The organism is Amycolatopsis pretoriensis (genome assembly GCF_900107925.1).
In the GTDB taxonomy this organism is placed as follows: domain Bacteria; phylum Actinomycetota; class Actinomycetes; order Mycobacteriales; family Pseudonocardiaceae; genus Amycolatopsis; species Amycolatopsis pretoriensis.
In genome coordinates, this window is the sequence record NZ_FNUJ01000003.1 from 796409 (window position 1) to 814237 (window position 17829).

At 69.5% G+C, this 17829-nt stretch carries 19 protein-coding genes; 6 read left to right on the forward strand and 13 right to left on the reverse strand.

Features of this window, described 5'->3' with window-relative positions; translation table 11 throughout:
• Positions 1 to 31: 31 nt before the first annotated feature.
• The 7 genes from BLV96_RS16215 to BLV96_RS16245 form a co-directional block, all read right to left on the reverse strand.
• Positions 32 to 925, reverse strand: coding sequence for a type II secretion system F family protein (locus BLV96_RS16215; protein WP_086674840.1), 894 nt, complete (start codon positions 923 to 925; stop codon positions 32 to 34).
• Positions 922 to 1833: a type II secretion system F family protein gene (locus BLV96_RS16220; protein WP_086674890.1), complete on the reverse strand. Its 912-nt coding sequence runs from the start codon at positions 1831 to 1833 to the stop codon at positions 922 to 924. The genes BLV96_RS16215 and BLV96_RS16220 overlap by 4 nt, the downstream gene beginning before the upstream one ends.
• Positions 1830 to 3245, reverse strand: coding sequence for a TadA family conjugal transfer-associated ATPase (locus BLV96_RS16225; RefSeq protein ID WP_086674841.1), 1416 nt, complete (start codon positions 3243 to 3245; stop codon positions 1830 to 1832). Before BLV96_RS16225 ends, BLV96_RS16220 begins: the two co-directional genes overlap by 4 nt.
• The gene (locus tag BLV96_RS16230) at positions 3242 to 4084 is read right to left on the reverse strand and encodes a CpaE/TadZ family protein (protein ID WP_086674842.1); all 843 of its coding nucleotides are present in this window, start codon (positions 4082 to 4084) and stop codon (positions 3242 to 3244) included. The genes BLV96_RS16225 and BLV96_RS16230 overlap by 4 nt, the downstream gene beginning before the upstream one ends.
• Positions 4084 to 4779, reverse strand: coding sequence for a hypothetical protein (locus BLV96_RS16235; protein WP_244180249.1), 696 nt, complete (start codon positions 4777 to 4779; stop codon positions 4084 to 4086). Before BLV96_RS16235 ends, BLV96_RS16230 begins: the two co-directional genes overlap by 1 nt.
• Before the next feature lie 97 nt (positions 4780 to 4876).
• Positions 4877 to 5866: a hypothetical protein gene (locus BLV96_RS16240; protein WP_086674844.1), complete on the reverse strand. Its 990-nt coding sequence runs from the start codon at positions 5864 to 5866 to the stop codon at positions 4877 to 4879.
• Complete coding sequence (locus BLV96_RS16245) at positions 5860 to 6219, reverse strand: hypothetical protein (protein WP_244180250.1); 360 nt, start codon at positions 6217 to 6219, stop codon at positions 5860 to 5862. Before BLV96_RS16245 ends, BLV96_RS16240 begins: the two co-directional genes overlap by 7 nt.
• Before the next feature lie 142 nt (positions 6220 to 6361).
• Here BLV96_RS16245 and BLV96_RS16250 point away from each other — a divergent pair, with 142 nt between their 5' ends.
• Together BLV96_RS16250 and BLV96_RS16255 are read left to right on the forward strand one after the other, a co-directional pair.
• Positions 6362 to 7054 (forward strand): prepilin peptidase, encoded by a 693-nt coding sequence (locus BLV96_RS16250; protein ID WP_086674846.1) that lies wholly within the window; start codon positions 6362 to 6364, stop codon positions 7052 to 7054.
• Positions 7055 to 7366: 312 nt separating this feature from the next.
• Positions 7367 to 7753, forward strand: a complete 387-nt coding sequence (locus BLV96_RS16255; RefSeq protein ID WP_158104113.1) for a winged helix-turn-helix transcriptional regulator — start codon at positions 7367 to 7369, stop codon at positions 7751 to 7753.
• Here the strand turns inward: BLV96_RS16255 and BLV96_RS16260 are convergent.
• The 3 genes from BLV96_RS16260 to BLV96_RS16270 all read right to left on the reverse strand — a co-directional run bounded on the left by BLV96_RS16260 (position 7750) and on the right by BLV96_RS16270 (position 12244).
• Positions 7750 to 10371, reverse strand: coding sequence for an MFS transporter (locus BLV96_RS16260; RefSeq protein WP_086674848.1), 2622 nt, complete (start codon positions 10369 to 10371; stop codon positions 7750 to 7752). The two genes, BLV96_RS16255 and BLV96_RS16260, sit on opposite strands and share 4 nt — an antisense overlap.
• Positions 10372 to 10531: 160 nt before the next feature.
• Positions 10532 to 11185, reverse strand: coding sequence for a YdcF family protein (locus tag BLV96_RS16265; protein WP_086674849.1), 654 nt, complete (start codon positions 11183 to 11185; stop codon positions 10532 to 10534).
• Between the two features lie 36 nt (positions 11186 to 11221).
• A complete protein-coding gene (locus tag BLV96_RS16270; RefSeq protein WP_086674850.1) occupies positions 11222 to 12244 on the reverse strand; it encodes a helix-turn-helix transcriptional regulator in 1023 nt (340 codons plus the stop codon).
• Between the two features lie 229 nt (positions 12245 to 12473).
• Between BLV96_RS16270 and BLV96_RS16275 the strand changes: the two genes are divergently transcribed.
• Together BLV96_RS16275 and BLV96_RS16280 are read left to right on the forward strand one after the other, a co-directional pair.
• Complete coding sequence (locus tag BLV96_RS16275) at positions 12474 to 13451, forward strand: Scr1 family TA system antitoxin-like transcriptional regulator (protein WP_086674851.1); 978 nt, start codon at positions 12474 to 12476, stop codon at positions 13449 to 13451.
• The gene (locus tag BLV96_RS16280) at positions 13451 to 13711 is read left to right on the forward strand and encodes a hypothetical protein (protein ID WP_086674891.1); all 261 of its coding nucleotides are present in this window, start codon (positions 13451 to 13453) and stop codon (positions 13709 to 13711) included. Before BLV96_RS16275 ends, BLV96_RS16280 begins: the two co-directional genes overlap by 1 nt.
• A gap of 7 nt (positions 13712 to 13718) precedes the next feature.
• On the opposite strand, the gene BLV96_RS16285 is transcribed toward BLV96_RS16280, so the two are convergent.
• Entirely contained in the window at positions 13719 to 14195 is a 477-nt protein-coding gene (locus tag BLV96_RS16285; protein WP_086674852.1) for a hypothetical protein, read from the reverse strand.
• Between the two features lie 15 nt (positions 14196 to 14210).
• Positions 14211 to 15620, reverse strand: a complete 1410-nt coding sequence (locus BLV96_RS16290; protein ID WP_244180251.1) for an NsdA family TPR-like regulatory protein — start codon at positions 15618 to 15620, stop codon at positions 14211 to 14213.
• A gap of 177 nt (positions 15621 to 15797) precedes the next feature.
• Here BLV96_RS16290 and BLV96_RS16295 point away from each other — a divergent pair, with 177 nt between their 5' ends.
• The gene (locus tag BLV96_RS16295; protein ID WP_086674853.1) at positions 15798 to 16256 is read left to right on the forward strand and encodes a glycine-rich domain-containing protein; all 459 of its coding nucleotides are present in this window, start codon (positions 15798 to 15800) and stop codon (positions 16254 to 16256) included.
• A gap of 13 nt (positions 16257 to 16269) precedes the next feature.
• Complete coding sequence (locus BLV96_RS16300; RefSeq protein ID WP_086674854.1) at positions 16270 to 17163, forward strand: phosphotransferase family protein; 894 nt, start codon at positions 16270 to 16272, stop codon at positions 17161 to 17163.
• 9 nt (positions 17164 to 17172) lie between these two features.
• On the opposite strand, the gene BLV96_RS16305 is transcribed toward BLV96_RS16300, so the two are convergent.
• Positions 17173 to 17784, reverse strand: coding sequence for a GNAT family N-acetyltransferase (locus BLV96_RS16305; RefSeq protein ID WP_086674855.1), 612 nt, complete (start codon positions 17782 to 17784; stop codon positions 17173 to 17175).
• Positions 17785 to 17829: the final 45 nt, after the last annotated feature.

The window sequence follows — 17829 nt, forward strand, 5'->3', positions numbered from 1 at the left end:
CTCCTTGACGGTACGACGGTCCGAAGTGGACTCATAAGCCAGCCAGCACGCTGGCAAGGGCGGGATATCCGATGAAGATGAGGAAGCCGATGAACAGCATGACCACGGGCAGGCTCATTCGTTCGGTGGCTGCTTGGGCATCGCCTTCGGCGTCGGTGAGTTCGCGAGTACGTAGTGCTGCGGCCTTGGCCGCGAGGCTCGCGCGGACGCGGGCGCCTTCGGTACCCGCGAGGCTGACCGACGCGGCGAGCTCGGAGAGCTGGTGCACGTCGAGTTCGCCACCAAGCTGACCGAGGGTGGCCCACGGCGTGGTGCGGGTCAGCTTGGCTGTAACCAGCGCGCGACGAAGTTGCTGGAACGCCCAGCCTTTACCGATCCCGACCGCATCCGACAGCGCGCCGTCGACGCCGGCACCACCGGCCAGCAGGACCCGGATGAGGTTCAGGTAGGCCGACAGCGCGTGCCGGAAGGTGGAGCGGCGCCGTTCGGCTTCCTTTCGAACGCGGATGTCCGGGAGCAGGAATCCGCCGAGCCCGAAGAGGAGGCCGGCGGCCGCGGGAACTTCCCATGCGAGGCCGACGTCCGCCACGACGAGCAGCACCTGCATCCCGGTCGGCAGCAGCAACCCGGCCAGCGCCAGCGTCGCCTTCTCGGCCAGGTGGTGCTCGATGCCCTTACCGGTGACCGCGAGGTCGTTGCGTAGCTTGCTGTTGGGCAACCCGAGAGCAGCCAGCGGCTTGACGAACGGACGGCCCACCCTCAGCGCCCAACCGTCGGATTCCGCGGTGAGGATCGGCGGTGGCGCTGGCGCCGCGTGCAGCCGGTCGACCAGGGCCCGCAGCGGCGGCCGCGGCGGGAACACGAAAACCACGAGCGCCCACAAGCCGACGCCGAGCCCAGCTCCCCACAGCAACGCCTCGATCATGATGACGCTCCCTTCCCGGTGAGCAGGTCATCGACGTCGGCGTCGTGCAGGCGGATCGCGCTCAGCTCGGTCAGGAACCTCTCGGGGTCACGCTGGCGCACGATCCGGCCGAGCCAAGTGAAGGCGACCGTGAACAGCAGGCCGACGAGCAGCAGCATGACCTGCCCAAACGCGGAGTCGTAGGGAGCGAGGTAACCGCGGTTGAGCAGCACCAACCCGACCGCGAAGACCAACGTGGTGATCACGACGACCCGCACGCTGGTCCGGGTGCGAGCACGGCCGGCCTCAACCCGCATGCGCATCGACGCCTGTTCACGGGCCTCGGCAGCGAGTTCGCCGAGCAAGTCGGCCAACTGTCGGGCCTGGTGCTCGGCGGCCAGCACGAGAGCGGAGATCACCAGATCGGCGGTCGGGTCGCGGAGCTGGTCGGCAAGGCGCCGTAGGGAGGGTGCGAGGCGTTCGCCGCGTTCCAGCCGGACGGCCAGCTCGGTGATCTCCTCGTGGATCGCCTCCGGGCAAGCCGGGGCGGTGGCGAGGATGGCCTGCTCCAGTCCGGCCGCGGCGACGAGGGTGTCGCGCAGCATCTCCGTCCACCCGGCGATCGCCTCAATGCGTTCGAGCTGGTGCTGGTGGTCGACGTTCGAGCCGAGGATCCGCGGCAGGCCGACCACCGCAACCACGGCCAGGATGCCGCCGACCACCCAGCCGGTGACCACACCGACCGCCAAGCCGGCGAGCACGGCGACGACGAGCAGGCCGACCTGCTTGCGGTCGTGCCGTGCGGCCAGCCAGGTGCTCAGCCGCGACGACGTCGCCACACGCGCGGGTCGACCGCGCAGACCGGCGACGATCAGCAGCAACCCGATGGCGACACCGCCTCCGAGCACGCCAAGCAAGACGACGGTCATGGCGTCCACCAACCTTCGCGCCGCTCGAACAGATCCGGGTCGTAGCCCGCTTCGACGAGCAAGTCGACGGTGTCGGTGCGGAGCGGGGCGCCTGGCACCGCGCGCAGATCCGTGCCGGGCCGCCAGACCTCGTTGCTGATGATCTGGGCGCCGTCGGCACCGACGACTTCGCGGATCGAGGAGACGACGCGCTTGCTGGGGTCGTCGCGGGGCTTCTCCAGGTGCACCACGAAGTGCAGCGCGGCGGCGACCAGGAGGTTGGTCGCTTCCATCGGCAACCGCTCCGGGCCTTGCACCGCGTAGGCGGCGAGCTTGGTGAACGCGCCCTGGCTGCTGGAGGAGTGCAGGGTGCCCATGCTGCCGTCGTTGCCCATGGACATCGCGTTGGTCAGCGGGATGACCTCGGGGCCGCGGACTTCCCCGACGATGACCCGGTCCGGGCTCATCCGCAGGGACTGCCACACCAGGTCCGACAGCGAGATCTCGCCCTGGCCCTCGATGTTCGGTTCGCGGGCCTGCAGCGCCACCACATCCGGGTGGACCTCGGCGTCCTCGCCGAGGCCGAGCTCGAAGACGTCCTCGATGGTCACCAGGCGCTCCCACGGCGGAATCGCCGAGGCCAGGCCCCGCAGCATGGTCGTCTTGCCAATCGCCGTACCGCCGGTGACGAGGATGTTCCGCTTCGCCTTCACGAGGGCTTTCAGGAAGCTCTCGAGGGCGAGGTCGATCGTCCCGTTCTTGCGCAGGTCGGCCAGGGTGACCTTCGTGAACCGGTGCCGGCGGATCGACACCGACGGCCGCGCGGTCACCGCCATGACCGCCGAGACGCGCTCGCCGCCAGGCAGCTGGAAGTTCACGATCGGGCTGCCGCGGTCGAAGCGTCGCTCCTCCACACCGGAACGGGTCGCCAGGTCCCGGATGAGCTCGATCAGCTCGGTGTCGGAACCGACCACCGGAGGCAAACGCTTGCGACCGCCGTCAGCGCGCTTGACGAAGACGCGGTCGCCGTTGATGTTGATGTTCTCGATGTCGGTGTCGGCGAGCAGCGGTTCCAGGCCGGCCAGGCCGAAGACCTCGTCGAGGACCTGGCGGATCACGCGCTGCTCGACCTCGGGGGCCACGAGCATCCCGCCAGCCGCGGAGTTGCGCAGCTCCGCCTGCGCGTGCGCTTCGGCCGCATCGGTCAGGATGGCCTCGGCCAGGCGACGGCGTGCAGGTGCGTCCATCGGCGGCCGACCGGCGGACTCGTCGGCCCGGACGCGGTCGCTGAGCTGGCTGGACAGCTCGTCGCGCAGGTGCTGCCGCAGCCTTTTCACCGCCGCGGTCTCACCGGCGGGCGGGTGCAGAAGGTCTGTCGGCCCAGGCACGTGCGGGCGGCCGTTGACCGGCACGGCCAGGTCGGGGCGCGTCATGGCGTCGCCCCGTTCCGGATGTGCGGGCCGACCCGCTGCGGGGGTACGCCTGGGACCGACTCGCCGACAACCGCCAGCCGCAGGTGCGGTGGCCGGCTTCCGTCGGTGGTGGTCGGCTGGTGCCCGTGCGCGTGGAGGTTGAGCGCGATCGTTGCCGCGGCCCGGCCGAGCGCGGACTTGCCCGCCCCGCGCCGGCTCGTGCCCTGGCCGCTGAGCATCGCCGCGCCCTTGGTGTCGGCAGGCACCCGGCCCATCACCGGGATCTGCAGCGTCTGCGAGACCTCCGCGGTCGGGTAGCCGTCGCCCACCAGGACGAGGCACGGTCGGCGTGACCACTGCTGGGCGGCCTGAAGCTTGAGCGCGACGTGCGCGAGCTCGTCGTCGTGCGGGCGCGCGAGCAGCAACATCGCATCCGCACCGCGGACGATCGGCAGCGCGAGAGAACCGGGATCGACCCGGCCGCAGTCGGCGATGACCACGATGTCCGGCTGGTCGGCCGCGCGACGCAGCGGCGACGAGCCTCCGGAGGCCAGCACCGCGAGCGCTGCACGAGCTTGTTCAGCGCCGACCGGTCCAGGCACGACCCGCAAGCCGCCCGGCAGAGGCTGGGAGTGCTGGACGAGCAGGTTCGGGTCGGCACCTCCACGGCCTCGGGCCGCTGCGGCCAAGCTGACCAGGCCCGGAGTGTCGGGCAGCCGGAAGCGGGCCATCAGGTCGCCGCCGGCCGGGTCGGCTTCCACGACGACCGGACTCCGCTGGGTCGGCCAGCAGGCCCCGAGTGCGGTCGCCAGGGTGGTCGCACCGGGCGAGCCTTTGAGGGAGCAGACGGCGATCAGCATCAGCGTCCTCCCCCGGCAATCGCGACGAGGCTGAGCTGGCCCGCCGGGGCCGAAGCCAACGCGCGAGCGTCCGATTCGGCCAGCTGCAGGGACACCACGGTGATCTGCTCCGTCTCCCGGGCAGCGACGCCGGCCACCACCGCGGTCCATGACGACGTCTGACCGAGCGGCGTTCCGACAGCTGGGCTTTGCCCTGGCGTCGCGAGGACCGCCACCGTGGTGCCGGGCGCCAGGTCGGGCGGAAACTGTCCCGGCTTGAGCCCCACCGCCGCTACACCCTTGCCGGGCGCAGGAATCTGAGGAACGCCGAGGACCGAGCGGGTCACCAGCGAGCCGACGGGCAGGCTGAATGCCACCGGCCGGCCGACCACTGTGGATGCTGCCGACGCGGGCAGAACGTCCATTCCGGAGTCCACCGCCATGCTGACCTGCTTGAGATCCTGAACCTCGAGAAGCTGGCCCACGGCGACGGCACGGGCCAGCGCGACGACGCTTTCGCGGTCGCCGAGCTGCATCCCGGCGACCACGCCTCCGACCGCGCAGACGGCGACCAGCAGGACGCCGAGCAGCAGGTGGGGCACGCTGCGGCGCCGGCCCCCGCCACTCAGGCGTGCGGGCGTCTTGCCATCACGGCCCGCCCACGAGTTCAGCGACGCGGGTTTCGCGTCCGGGCTGGTTGAACTTGCGGTAGTCACCACCGACCTCCTCAAGGCATGACGCCATCGCGACGCGTCGACTCGGGTGTTCGACGTGCCTTTTCTCAACGGGGGGTTGTGTTGTGCGTGCCGGACCTCAGCCGGTCGCGATTCCCTGGCTCTCCGCCACTCGGAACGCCGCCGAGGCGGAGGTCGTCATGTTCGGGAACGTGCCGCCCGTGCCTGCGCCCGACCACGTCACGGTCCAGTTCACCGTGGCGGTCACCGGGAACGCGTCAGCGCGCTGGCCGGCCGAGGACGTCTTGTACGTGTAGCCGCAGTCCGGCGACGCGCTCTTCGGGTCACCGCCTCCGGGAAACGGCGAGCCGGGGCCGGTGCAGGTCACCGAGCCACCTTCGCCCATCGACCAGGTCACCGAGGTCGGCTTGGCGACCGCGGTCACCGAGACCCCCGGCACCGACGCAGTGGCCGAGACGTCACCCCAGCTGCTCCGGTCCAGCCACAACCAGGTCGGCAGGGTGACCAGTTGGTCGCCGGCCGGATTTGCCTTGATCTTCGGCGAGGGCAGACGCAGCTGGTTCCGCGCCTGCGCGGCGAGCTCAGCGGGCGACGGCAGCGGTGCCGGACCTGGCTCACCATCCGCGATCCAGACAGGTGGCCGGTACAGCGCGTCCCGGAAGCCGGCCCCGGTGCACTTGTAGACGTACCAGGCGCCGGACGGCGGCTGCGCGCCTGCCAGGCGCCGATAGGCAGCGGGCACCGCCGTGGCCGGTCCAGTCCTCGGCGAGACATGGAACGCTGCCGGCTGAGCAATTCCAGGGGGCGGTCCCTGGTATCCGCTGCGCTCGTAGGCGCACTGGGCCAGGTTGCCGCCGCCGATGATCGTGTCGCCGCCGGGATCCGAAGGTCCACCGCCGGAGTTGTGGTGCCCTTGGCCTCCGGGCTTGTTCGGTTGGTTGCCGTGATCGCCACCCTGCTGCCCGCCCTTGCCCGCGCCGAGTTCACAGCCGGGATTCGGGTACTGGCTGCAGTCGGTGTAGCCGTAGCCGTCGGCGAGCGCGGGCCCGGCGGCGATCACCGCGATGGCCGCCGCCAGCACGGCCGCAGGCGCCGCACGGTTCAGCATGTCCCCACCCCCTCGACCGCGAACCTGGTGACCTTCCACGAGCCGTCCGCCTGCTTCTTGATCTCCGCGGTGATCGCGCGGTGCCCGCCCGGCGAGTCGGTGAAAGGTGAACCGTCCTTCTTGTACTTCAACCAGTTCGTGCTGTCTCCGCAGTCGGAGATCATGATCGTCGTCGGCTTGCCCGGCGGCTTCTCCTCGGTGACCTTCGGGCTCGACACCGGCGCGCCCTTCGACACCACGCCGTTGAGGTGGTCTGTGTAGAGGCTGCGGTTGATCACGCCGAGCGCGTCACCGGTCGCGTACTTCGCCACTTCGGGTGATTGCCAGTCCGCCGTCTCACCGGCCTTTGCCATCGCCCGCCACATGCCGACGTAGGCATCGGTCGCCAGCTCGGGCGCGGGAGTCGGCTGCGGAACCGAGGTCGAGCTGGTCGCCGGCGGGTTCGACGCAGAGGCTGACGGTGCAGAAGAACCGCCGTTAGAGCACGCGCTGAGCGTGAGCGCGGCGAAGCTCAGCAAGATCGCGTGGGTTGACACGTTCGTCCATGATGGACGAACCGCACCTGACGGAGTCGACATCATTCCGCTACCCCTGTTCATCCTGACCGGCATCACGGCCGCCGTCGCGGTCGTGATGGGTGGCGCGCTCGTGGTCCGTTCTCCCCGCCGGCAGGTAGCGGCGCAACTGGTGATCGCGGCCGCACTCGTCGGCGCTCTCGCCTGGCGCGGTCCCGGCGTGGCGCAGTTCGCGGTTTCCGCGAGCGTGGCGGCGTTCGGCGTGCCACTCGCCTTCGCCGACGCGCGACACCGTCGCCTGCCGAACCTGCTTGTTCTCGGACTCGCCGGTTCGGTCGGCGCCGCGGTCGTCGCGACCGCCGTCTTCAACCGCGACGCCGGTTCGCTGGCTCGCGCCGTCGCCGGCGCGGCCGTGACCGCCGCGTTCTTCCTCGCCGTGTACTTCATGGCGCCCGGCCAGCTCGGTGGCGGGGACGTGAAGCTGGCCGTTCCTCTCGGCGCGGCGCTTGCGTGGTTCGGCTGGCCAACGCTCGTTCTCGGCAGTCTGCTGCCCTGGCTGGCCGCCGCGATCGCGGTGGCGATCATGCATCTCGGTCGGCGTCGAACCGCGATCCCGATGGGACCGTTCCTGATCGCCGGTACGCTGGCCGCCATGCTCCTCGCGAACGGGTAGCCGACTGATCGGCTCAAGCGAGCGAGTCGTCATCGCAGCTTCCCTCCCCCTGTTGGTCTCGGTGACCGGCCGGCCTTCTCGCCAGACACGGCCGGCCCCGTCCCCTTCGATTCCTCTTCCGTTCCCGGGCGCCGGAGCCCGAGTGACTTCCGGTTTAGCGGCCTGACCTCAGCTGAGTGCAAGGTAAGTCGACGGGTGAGTCTGGACTCAGCCGACGGATCTTCACTCGTTCGGAGGAAGGTGTCCTGTCCAAAGGACGTCAAGATCTCGACCGGGGCAAGCCGGGCGGCAGTTCGTGATAGGTCTGCTGGTGTGGCTGACTGGGACGTGCCGTACCGGCAGAGCGTGTACGAGGTACTTGCCCTGCTGCGAGGTGACTGGACCGTCGCCGTCCTCGCGACCCTCGCGCTCGGCGAACTGGAATTCACCAAGCTGCGGAACGAGGTGAACGAAACCGAGGAGCGCTCCGGCTGGACGGCGCACTCGAAGCCGCTGACGGCTCGCACGCTGACCGACACCCTCCGGCGGCTCGAGCAAGACGGGCTCGTCGAACGACGCGCGGAAGGCAGCGCCTTCTCCAATGTCTGGTACAAGCTGTCACCCGACGGCCGTGCGCTTCTGCGCGCGCTGCGTCCGTTGGCCACCTGGGCGCAGCAGCGCCGCGACCAGACACGAGCGGACAGCCGCGGTCATCGCTAGGCGGTCGACTTGACGACTCGGACCTGATTGCGCCCGGCGTCCTTCGCCGCGAACAGCGCGTTGTCGGCGGAGATCAGGACCTCCTCCAGCGAACTGCCCGCCGCGGGGAACGCAGCTGCGCCGATCGACACGCTGAGGTGGAAGCCTGGTCCGGAATCCGGCTCGATGACGGTGCGTTCGACGTGCTCGCGGATGCGGTCCGCGATGGCGTGAATCGCGTCCGGCGAGCTGCCCGGCAGCAGGACGACGAACTCCTCGCCACCGAATCGCCCGCAGAGGTCGTCGCTCCGGACTTCGCTTCGGATGGCGTTGCCGACGAGGACGAGCGCTCTGTCGCCGGTCAGGTGTCCGTGAACGTTGTTCACGTCGCGGAAGTGGTCGATGTCGATCATCAGGACACCGACGCTGAAGCCGTGCTGGCGAGCGCGGTCGATCTCCTTCGCCGCGATCGCGTGCCAGCTCGCCGCGTTGAGCAGTCCGGTCTTCGAATCGGTGGTCGAGGCGTGCTCGAACTGGCGGATCAGGACGCTGCGATGCAGCGCGTAGAGCGGCAGGAACAACACGATCACGAGCCACGGGCGCAGAGTCAGGAGGACCGCGGTCAGCGCGCCCATGCACAATGTCGCCAGCTCGAGGATGTTCTCGTTGAGCGCACCGAGCATCCGCTTGAACGAGAGGCTCCGCCTGGCGAGGGCGATCGCCACGCCGACGATCGTCGAGTTCGCGGTGAAGTAGATCGCGATCACCGATGCCAAGCCCACCGCCGTCCAGATGCCGGCTTCCTGGCCGGGCGGCACGACCTGCAGCTGCTTGGCAGCCCACCCGGCGATCTGACAGGACAGGATGACGTTCGCCGTGCTGAAGATGACGCGGTGCGCGTGGATCCCGGCGACGCCTCGCCAGCTGCGCAGCCACAGGTGCAGGTACAGCAGCACGGCGACGAGGGCCGCCAAGGCGGTCGGGAGGGTCAGCGCGGCGGCCAGGGTCCACACGGACGAGAAGTTGACGTGCGGCGTGTCCGAGAACCGCCGTCGCCGCCGCTCGACCCGTCGGGTCATCTCCGCGGCCAGGATGCCGAGCCCGACGATCAACCCGCAGGACACGACGTCTCGCCATGCCATCGAGGCCCTCACGTCGAAGACGACGACCGCTACCGCGATGGCGTCGATGACCAGCAGAAACACTGCCGCGGGCCGTGGTAGCAACCAGATAGCCCATCGTGACCAACCGGAGCGCTCAGCGACCCCCTCGTTCGGCATACTGATCTCGCTTCCGTTCCCAGGGGAGGACCCGAGGTCCTCGAGCTCCGGCTGCCGCGCCTCGGCACCTCCCGCCGCCGGACGCTCCGGGAGGGGGTCACTATGCGTAACAAGGACTTCTGAGCGCGCTGAATCCACCGGTGCGGGCTCGTCCTCGACAGTTCTCGCCTGCCGAGGTCGAGCCGCCCACCAGACGAACCCGGCCGCGACTGCGGAGAGTGACGCCACCGCGCCCGACCCGGCGACGACGAAGACAGGATCGAGCCGCTCGGCGACGACGCCGGCGCCGAGTATCGCGATGCCCTGCGAGCTGTAGAGGCAGGTGCTCAGCCGTCCCATCGTGGTGCCGCGACGCGCGTCCGGCACCAGCTCGACTACGACCGCCTGCAGCCGGATCAAGTAGATCGTGGACAGCGCACCCGAGACCGCCCAGAGGCCTGCGGCCCACCAAGCGCCTGGTAGCGCGAGGCAAGCGATCAGGGGCAGGCCGGACGCCGCCGCCGGCACGACGACCAGCTTCGCCGTCAGCGCGGTATCGGGCCGGAGCCGGCTGGCCAGCCAGCCGCCGAGCACGCTGCCGACGGGATCGGCCGCCATCAGAACGCCGACCCCGATCGACGTCAGGCCCACCGCGTTCGCGTACGGCGCCGCCAAGCCTTCAGGTACGACAAGAAATCCGATCATCGCGGCCAGCATGTTGATGGCGACCATGCGCGGGTCGCTGGCCGCCGCAGCTGACCGCGGCGTCGTCTTGGTCTCGGCTCGGCTGACGGGACGAGTTCGGACCACCGCGGCGACCACAACGGCGCTGACCAGGAACGTCGCGGCGTTCACCAGCAGCGCGCCGCTGGTGCTCAAGCTCGTCACGAGCAGGCCGCCGAGCCCGAAGCCGGCCACCTGGGCCGTTTGTGAGCTGATCTGCCGGAGGCCGAGACCGGCCTGGTACAGCCCGTTCGGAAGCACGTCTGGCAGGAGCGCGAGCTGAGCGGCCTTGAACGGCGCCGCAGCCATCGTCAGGCAGCCGATCAACGCCCAAAGGATCCAGAGCGGCATCCCCGGTACGGCCATCGCCGCCGCCAGCACGGCACGCACGACGTCGGTCACGACTATCACCGTCCGGCGCGGATAGCGGTCCGCCAGACCGGAGAGCAGGAAGCCGCCCAGGATCGCCGGCACGAAGGTCAGGGCGTAGGTGAGCGCCGTCAGCGCCGCGGAGTCCGTGCGGGCGTAGACCAGCAGCGCGAGCGCCACCCGCGCTACCTGATCGCCGAAGACCGACAAGGCTTCGGCGAGCCACAGCGCGCGGAACTCACGACCTCGCAGCGCCGCCGCAAAACCGCGGGACCCGGTTTCGGTCATCGGCCCTCCCCACCGCCGTCGAAACTCGCCCGGCAGGCCCCCCTACCTGGAAGAACCACGGTATGCCCGCTCCGTGTCCATGTGGACACAAGTAGCGACAGATCACCCAATCGCAGCACGGCCGTGACGGTCCGCTACTGACTTGATCGACTTCTGCCGATCAGAGCAGGCGGCTGTTGAATCCCGCCGCGACCAGGCGATCGAAGGCCGCGGCCACGGCGGGCGGCACCGGCTGGTCGATGGCGAAGCCACGTTCGGGGTAGATCATCACCCGCTGCAGATCGCCGATCATCATGTCGACGACCTCGGCGGCGTCGCCGATCGTCTTGACGTACTCCTCCAGCGTCAGCGGCGCCGACGTGCACGTCACCGCGACTTCAGGCCACAGCCGCCGGCAGGTCGCGAACGCCCGCCGCTCCATGTACGGCATCGAGATGAGGAGCACGGAGTCCGGTGTCAGCCCGGCCCCGATGAGCAGGTCACGGGAGAGCGTGATGTTGGCACCGGTGTTCGCGGCCTCAGGCTCGACCAGGATGGCGGCGTCCGGCACGCCCAGCTCCAAGGCGCGCTCGCGGAAGTGGACGGCTTCGCCGCGCGGGAAGACGGCGGCGGTGTCCCGGCTGGTCGCACCGGTGAAGACGACCGTCTGGAACATGCCGCGGTGGTACAGCTCGGCCGCGTACTCGGCGACGCCGATGTCGTTGCACCCCAGTGCGATGGCGACGTCGCACGCAGAAATCTCGTGGTGGACCTGGTGGAAGTCCCACACGAGCTCGGCGTCCTGCCACTCCACATCGGTAAGTTGCCGCGTCACGGCGCGTTCGTACTCCCTCGGGTCGCGTGCGCGGGCTCACGCCTGGCGTTCGTACGCGCGGCGAATGCCCGAGATGGCCTGTAGCTGATGCATCATCCCGTACTGCGTCGAGGTTGCGGCGGCGCCCTCCAGCAGCTTGAGCCCGCTATCGGCGGTGGCGGGGTCGGACAGCAGGAGGTGGCCGTGCGCGGTATCGAGGCGAACGCGCTGCATGGGTGCGTCGCCGGGCCGGTGGTCGAGCGCCACCTGGAAGGCGACGCCGGCTTGGCTTAGGTCGCCATCACCACGGTGCGCTAGGGCCAGCTTCTGGAACGCCACCGACCAGTCCTGCGGCTCTTCGAGAGCCTCGAACTGCCGGATGGCGGGCTTGATGAAGGTGATGGCGTCCGCGTTCCGGCCCGCCTTGCTGAGCGCGGTCCCGACCCAGAGCTGGGCGCGGGTGCGGTCGCGGGCGTCGAGGCGGGTGTCCGTGGCCAGCTGCCGGTACTGCTCGGCGGCAGGTTCGTGGTTTCCGCCCATCTCGTCGAGGACAGCTAGCTGGAGTTCGAGCTGCGCGACCCGCCGGTCGGCGCCGAGCTCGCGGAAGACCGCCATCGCGCGGCCGTAGCTCTGCCGGGCGGACATCGGTCCGGTGAGGACGCCTTGGTCCTGACGCAGATCACCGAGAAGCCGTAGCGACCGGCCGTAGAGGTAGAGCCCCCGGTCATCGCCGCTGGGGATCAGCCGGCCGGTCCAGCGATCCAGCAGGAGCTTCGCCAGGTCGAACTCCTGGCGGCCGAGGCATACGGCGACTCGGTCCAAGTCGTCGGCCCAGGTTTCGTAGTCAGCGCTCGGACGCGACACCACGGCGGCGCCTTCGGCCAGCAGCTCTTCGAGGCCGCGCGACGTGACGCCGAGCGTCTTTGCGAGTTTCGGCCGCTTGTAAGGCAGCGGCTCCGATTTGCCGCGTTCCCACTGCCCGACGGTAGTCGTGTCGAGGCCCAGTTCGATGGCCAGCGTCTCCTGGGTGTAGCCAGCTGCCTTACGAGCCCGGATGAGCCCGTGGCGCCGCGTTCCCATGATTCACTCCCTAGATCACCGCCTGAGGTCATCAGATTACCGCAGGTCAGATGGCTGTACGCAAGATCTCCTACAGATTCGCCCCGGATGTACGCCCTGGTGATTCAGCTGGACGACCCGCGAAGGTCGATTTCGGCACCCCGGTGGCTGGTCGACCACCTCGCTTCCCCCTCCGATGTGAGCCCCGGTCACCAGGGGTGCCACCCAATACCGGCGGCAACTGAAAACCATGACCTCGAAACAGAAATCAGACGACGAGCCAGCGTGCGGTCCCGAATGGCCGAACGAGGAAGACCTGGCTCTGTACGTGTTGCTCAGCCGCGTACTTCACGGGCTTCGTCAGCTTCCTGAAGCTTTTTCAGCTGACCAACGTAAGAGCAAGGACCGAACGATGAACGCAACTCGCAAACCTGCCGTACTCGCCGTGAGCGTCGGACTGCGCGATGCGCGCGAGCGCCGGAAGATGGGGCTCCGCGAGTTGGCTCGCCTGCTGGGAATGAGCGCCCAGAAGCTGTCGAACGTGGAACTGGGGACCAACGTCCCCGAGCCCACGCTAGTCGCCCATATTCTCGGTTGCCTCCGAGTCAGCCGTGCCGAATTCGACCAGATCATGAAGATCGCCAAGCAGGTCGACGTCCCGAACTTCGTCGACCAGTCCGCGTCGCCGCTGATCGATCTCTTGTGGACGTACGAGCAGCTTTCGAGCCGTATCGTGGAGTGGGCGCCATTCCGCATCCCGGACCTCCTGCTGCCATCACCGCCGCCCGCCGCGGCTCGGGATGAGGCCGCGGAGCAGTCCGAACGCCACGACCAGGAGCTATTCCAGCGCCAGTGTCGTCGGCAGACGATGGAGCAAGGCGGACGCCGGTACGTCTTTCTGATCGGCGACGAGGCCCTGCGCATGGCCCGCGACAAACCCGACGGCGCCGAGCAGATCAGGCAGTTCCGCGAAGCAGGGCGCCGCCTCGACGTCACAATCCAAATCGTCCACTCCGGTCCCGATTCCGCGGCAGCCTTCACGCTCTTCGAGGACGGCCCCAGGCCGATCGCCGTCGCGCTCAAGCACAGCCACTGCACGACGTACGGCACGGACAAGGACGTGCTGAACAGGTACCACGACACCGCGAGGGCACTGCTGGGGCGCGCCTTCGCCAAGCCGGTCACGATCGAGGGCTGGCTCGATTCTCTCCAAGCTCGGGCGTCGTGATGGTCGCCGCCGTCATCTACGTCGACCCGCAGACGATCCAGCCGGTCCTCAACGGCAAGTGGCATCGAATGGACCTCACTGCGGTTCCCCAACCGGGACAAGCTGTCACCATGCTCTGCGGCGAATCCGGCGAGGCGGAGTTCAAACTCTCCGGTGAGGGTCGAAACAACCGCGTCCACCAGCAATGCGAGCCCTGTGACGATGTCCTCCGGCAACGGAAGGGAATTCCGTCACGGCGCGATCGGATCGGCCGCCGCTGAAGGACTTTCAGACTCGGGCAGCGTGCTCCGGCCAGACGACCGTGACGTCCAGACCTCGATTCCTCGCCGCATCGACGACATCCGCGGTGCCGCCATGGCCACCGGACGGCCCGCCATCCCAGACCGCGACCATCTTGTCCACGATGGACAGAACGTGTTCGCTGGCGGCCATGTAGGCGTCGCGGTTCGACTCGGTGAACGGCATTGTGTGAACGCTCGCGGCGGCGATCAAGCTGTCGAAGTCGGCCGCGTTGTCGGGCTTGACCTTGCGCTCGCGGTAGTCCGCGGCCGGCAGCACGACCTCGAGCGCGCCGCCGAGATCCAGGACGACCCGGGCGAAAACCTGGTCGGCACCCCGCGCGAGGCAGGTGACGCCGACGAGGTGGTCGGGCTGGTCGGCAAGGATCTTCCGCAGCTCTTCCGCTACGAGTTCAGCGGTGGAATCGGTCAGGTTCGAGTGGCCGGTGATCCCGATGCGCACCACGTGTCGTCCTCTCCCTCACGCTGCCAGCTTCGCCGCGACGGCCTCGCGGACGTCGTGTATGGCGGGAACGGTAGCGAACCGGGCTGATTCACGATGGAAGTCCCGCAGCTTCACTCCGACCCGACCCGCCGTCCAAGACGCCGCATCCGGCAGTGCCATCATGATCAGTTCCGCGGCCCGCTCCGGCTCGCGACCGATCAGATGTGTGCGCGCGAGCCCCACCAGGTCAAAAACGCGGTTGCGACGCCGGCCGGGATCCCGCAGCGAGATCGCTCGGGTGATGTACTCCTGAGCTTGAAGGGCGTAACGAGCGTCGTGGCGAGCCAGGTCCCGGTACCGGGCGCCGATGACGCCCACCAGCTCGGCCTCGTCCAGGCTGCGTACCGAGGGTGTGTCCTGGTCGCCGTCGCGTAGCCCTTCGCCGAAGTGGTCTTCGGCAAGGTGGACCGAGCGTTGGAACGCCCGGGTGTCGCCGAGCTGGGCGTGCGCCCATGCCTCCCGGGTGGCCAGGACGGCCCGCAGGCGCGGGCTGGCCGTCCGGCGAGTGGCGTACTGCGCGAGCTGGACAACTTCGAGCCCGTCGTGCGGGCGACCGAGGTCGAAGCACTGCCGGGCCAGAGAGGCAAGAGCGACCGCGGCCAAGGCGTCATCACCCGCGAGGTGAGCGAGCTGGGCCGCGAGGGTGAAGTAGCGCTGCGCAGCTCCGTGCGCTCCCTCGTCCCACGCCATCGTCGCCACGATGTCGGCCAGCTCGGCGCCGGCCCGGAACCCACGCTGGGTCTCCCGCGTGCCGGCCGGGGCCGACTTGAGCCGCCGCAGGTGGCTGTCGAGCTGCGCGACGGCGGACGAACGCGCCACGGTGCCGTTGGTCGTGCGCCACTGCCGCACGAACCGCACGAACTCCTCGACCGCGGTCAGCTCGTCGATGCTGAAAGCCGCGGTGCCAGCTCGGGGCCGAGCTGCGGTGGCCGGCCACAGGAAGGGGGTGAGCTCCGCGGCGAGCGCTGAACCGGCCAGGGCAGTGGCGGTCGCCAGCAGGCTTCGACGTGACGTCGGCATCAGGTCCAGTTCGGTGGTGGTGACGGCCTGCGAAATCACCCGGTCGGCGTGCCAGGCGGTGAACGAGGACTGCACGGGAGCAGGGTCGGCGAGGCGCGAGGACGGGGCGAAGCCGAGCGCGGCGTCGTCGGGTGCGCCGAGCACGTGCCGGAGGCCGGCTCGATAGGCCGCGCTGGGCCAGCGGACGACGCCTCGTTCGAGCTTCGCGACGTAGTGCGCGTCGAAGGGATACCGCTGATGGGTGGTCTCCCACAGCCAGCTGACCACGGCATCGGCGACGTCGGCGCGAGACGCGTGCTCGCCGGGCACCCCGGGCGAGGGCAGCCGTTCCCGTGCTGCGCGCAACAGGCCGTTCGGCTCCGGCATCCGCCCTCCCTGGTCACGGCGAGTGTATCCACGCTCACGCTGGGAGTCATGGGCGTTCAGCCCATCTGCCCCGAGCTGCCCCTGGCCTCCCCCGGCCGCCCCGTGCTCTGGCCTCCCAGCTCGTCACGTCGCGCTCGACGCTGAGGTCACCAACTCCTCCGAGCCACTGGAGCACCGATGTCGATCACCCTCAGCCCGCACCGCACCGGACGAGCCCTCATCTCCGACGACCTCTTCCACCGGCTCACCGACCGCATCATCAAGGTCGAACAGTTCGAGCGGGAGCTGGCCGAACGCATCATGGACCAGGCGCTGGCGTTCCTCCTCGCCTGCGCGGTCAACGTCGGTGCACCGCTGGCTCCCAGCGAGCTCGTCGACATCGGCTGGCACACCTTCATCCTCGACACCCACGAGTACGCCGCGTTCTGCGATCGCGTGGCCGGCAGGTTCCTCCACCACGTCCCCAACGACGACCTGCACCCCGCCGAGTCACCCGCGGACGTCCTCGCCCGAACCTGCGCCGCGATGCGCACGCTCGGCTTCCAGCTCGACGACGCGCTGTGGCCACGCGCCGCGCTCGGCAGCTGCACCGGTTGCCACAATGGCTGCCACGAAGACCCACCGCCGGCGCGATAGGAGGCCGAACCGGATGCCCCGCAGCACCTGGGAAGCACTGCCCGCCGCCGTCCGCGCGGCCATCGAGCACGAGACCGGCGACGTCCACGAGGCCGTGCTTCCCAGCGCGGGCCGCAACTCCGACTTCTCCGCCACCCTGCACACCGCGACCGGCACGGTCTTCTGCAAGGGCATCGCCGAGGCGGACGGCAAGCGCGGGCGCATGCACCGGCACGAAGCGGCCGTCAACCCGGTCCTCCCGGCTTCGGTCGCGCCGCACCTGCTGTGGCAAACCGAAGCCGACGACTGGCTGCTGCTCGGCTTCGAGCACTCTCCAGGCCGCCACGCCGACCTGTCCCCCGGATCCACCGACCTCCAGCCGGTTCTCAACGTCGTCGCCACGATGGCCGAAGCGCTGCAGGAGGTATCGGTGGACGCGCCGGCCCTGGCGGAACAGTGGGGCCGGCTGGCCGCCTGGCGGCGCCTCGCCAAGGACACCCCCGCCGACCTCGATCCCTGGGCTCGCGACCACCTCGACCAGCTGACGACCTGGGAAGCCGCCGCCGTCGAGCTCGTCGAGGGACGGACGCTGGCGCACACCGACCTGCACTGCCTGAACCTGCTCGTCCACGAAGGCCGGGCCCGGATCGTCGACTGGGCCTGGTCCCGGCAGGCCAACCCCGCCGTCGATCCGGCGTTCCTCGTCACCCGCCTCATCGAGGCAGGTCATACCCCGGCGGCGGCCGAAGCCTGGGCGGACCAACTGCCGTGCTGGCGCGACGCCTCCGGGGATATAAAGACCGCTTTCGCCGTGGCGATCTGGGGTATCTGGGAGTACCTCGAACGTCACCAGCCGCTGGCTCACCGTGCGGCGCTCACCGCGGCCGCGCGAGACTGGGCTCGCCACCGACTCGAATCCGACATTTGATTCCGGAGTTCAGCTCGCCCGATGAGAACAGGGTCGATCCGCTCTGCGCATGGCGATCCGGGCGCGGAACGACTGAGCCACCGGACCAGTCGGCAGCGGGACGGTCCACCGATAGGACGGCGCGCGGGCGATAGCGGCCGCGACGAGCGTGCGGCCGAAACCGAGTCGTCGATAATCGGCAACGACGTGGACGTAGTCGAGGGTGGCAGTCCGGCAGAGGACGCAGATGCTGAGCGTCGCGGTGGCGACCTGGGCGCCGTCCAAGTGAAGGTCGATTCGGCCGGCCAGCGTTCCGGCTGCAGGAGGACGAACGAGGAGGGCGAGGCCTTCGCCGACCGCCGCATCGGAAGTTTGCTGGCTTGCGACGTCGAGGTGCGCCCATTCGGCGAGGCGACGCTCGGATGGGTCGCAGCCCTCCAGCGCACGGCATACCTCGCAGAGCGTGGCATGCAGGCGGTAACGGTGGCTGTACGACGCGAGCTTCTCGTAAAGATCGAGGTCGAGCCGGTGTCCGCGCAAACAGGCGGCGGGTCTGCCCGTCGCCGGCCGGACAGGGAGCAACTCGCCGAACTCGTTTCGCGCGCCTGACCGGACCGCGCCACCTGTCTGACTGCCGATCATCGAGCGGCCTGTGGCAGGTCCGCGGCACGATACCGGACCGGACGG

What these genes read in the sequence shown, in the direction of transcription:
- BLV96_RS16215 (WP_086674840.1), bottom strand. Translation starts at nt 925, where the DNA reads ATGATCGAGGCGTTGCTGTGGGGAGCTGGGCTCGGCGTCGGCTTGTGG.
- BLV96_RS16220 (WP_086674890.1), bottom strand. Translation starts at nt 1,833, where the DNA reads ATGACCGTCGTCTTGCTTGGCGTGCTCGGAGGCGGTGTCGCCATCGGG.
- BLV96_RS16225 (WP_086674841.1), bottom strand. Translation starts at nt 3,245, where the DNA reads ATGACGCGCCCCGACCTGGCCGTGCCGGTCAACGGCCGCCCGCACGTG.
- BLV96_RS16230 (WP_086674842.1), bottom strand. Translation starts at nt 4,084, where the DNA reads ATGCTGATCGCCGTCTGCTCCCTCAAAGGCTCGCCCGGTGCGACCACC.
- BLV96_RS16240 (WP_086674844.1), bottom strand. Translation starts at nt 5,866, where the DNA reads ATGCTGAACCGTGCGGCGCCTGCGGCCGTGCTGGCGGCGGCCATCGCG.
- BLV96_RS16245 (WP_244180250.1), bottom strand. Translation starts at nt 6,219, where the DNA reads ATGGCAAAGGCCGGTGAGACGGCGGACTGGCAATCACCCGAAGTGGCG.
- BLV96_RS16260 (WP_086674848.1), bottom strand. Translation starts at nt 10,371, where the DNA reads ATGACCGAAACCGGGTCCCGCGGTTTTGCGGCGGCGCTGCGAGGTCGT.
- BLV96_RS16270 (WP_086674850.1), bottom strand. Translation starts at nt 12,244, where the DNA reads ATGGGAACGCGGCGCCACGGGCTCATCCGGGCTCGTAAGGCAGCTGGC.
- BLV96_RS16275 (WP_086674851.1), top strand. Translation starts at nt 12,474, where the DNA reads ATGACCTCGAAACAGAAATCAGACGACGAGCCAGCGTGCGGTCCCGAA.
- BLV96_RS16280 (WP_086674891.1), top strand. Translation starts at nt 13,451, where the DNA reads ATGGTCGCCGCCGTCATCTACGTCGACCCGCAGACGATCCAGCCGGTC.
- BLV96_RS16290 (WP_244180251.1), bottom strand. Translation starts at nt 15,620, where the DNA reads ATGCCGGAGCCGAACGGCCTGTTGCGCGCAGCACGGGAACGGCTGCCC.
- BLV96_RS16295 (WP_086674853.1), top strand. Translation starts at nt 15,798, where the DNA reads ATGTCGATCACCCTCAGCCCGCACCGCACCGGACGAGCCCTCATCTCC.
- BLV96_RS16300 (WP_086674854.1), top strand. Translation starts at nt 16,270, where the DNA reads ATGCCCCGCAGCACCTGGGAAGCACTGCCCGCCGCCGTCCGCGCGGCC.
- BLV96_RS16305 (WP_086674855.1), bottom strand. Translation starts at nt 17,784, where the DNA reads ATGATCGGCAGTCAGACAGGTGGCGCGGTCCGGTCAGGCGCGCGAAAC.